At 48.1% G+C, this 693-nt stretch carries 1 protein-coding gene; it reads left to right on the forward strand.

Annotated features, from left to right (window positions below):
* The coding region (locus AB4496_RS25370) for a glycerate kinase (protein WP_372132599.1) at positions 1-693 on the forward strand (693 nt) is incomplete at both ends.

Below are 693 nucleotides of genomic sequence, written 5' to 3' on the forward strand. Positions count from 1 at the left end.
GCTGATGGTGGTGAAGGCACGGTAGACGTGTTGCTAGAGGCGCTCAATGGTAAGAAACAAGGGTTGCAAACGATGGACCCAATCGGACGTGAATGCACAGCTTACTGGGCGTCGTTAGAGCAGACTTTTGATGGAATTAAGGTGAAAACTGCCTTGTTGGAATTTGCTCAAGCATCGGGCTTAGACCGATTAACGGTAGAAGAAAGATCACCTTTAACTGCATCTTCGTTTGGCACAGGGCTATTGATTAAAGATGCTTTAGATCAAGGCGTTGAACAAATCATTATCGGCTTGGGCGGTAGCGCAACCAACGATGCAGGTGCAGGAATTTTACAAGCATTGGGAGGCAAGTTATTAGACAAGCAAGGCAACGAGCTATCTGGTGGCGGCGCCGAGTTAAGCCAGTTAGCAAGCATCGATCTTGATGGACTGCACCCTAGATGCAAAGAAATCACGTTCGTGGTCGCGTGTGATGTGAATAATCCACTGTGTGGCGAAAGCGGAGCCAGTGCCGTGTTTGGTCCACAGAAGGGAGCATCAAAAGCTCAAGTTGAACAACTTGATATTGCGATCGGTCACTTTGCCGATATCGCTCAAGTACATACGGGTACTAATCATCGCGACACAGCTGGTTTTGGTGCGGCTGGTGGTACACCTCTGGGGTTAAGTCTTGCCTTCAATATCCAAATTAAA

Source organism: Vibrio sp. 10N.222.46.A1, from assembly GCF_041473595.1.
Classification (GTDB): Bacteria; Pseudomonadota; Gammaproteobacteria; order Enterobacterales; family Vibrionaceae; genus Vibrio; species Vibrio tasmaniensis_A.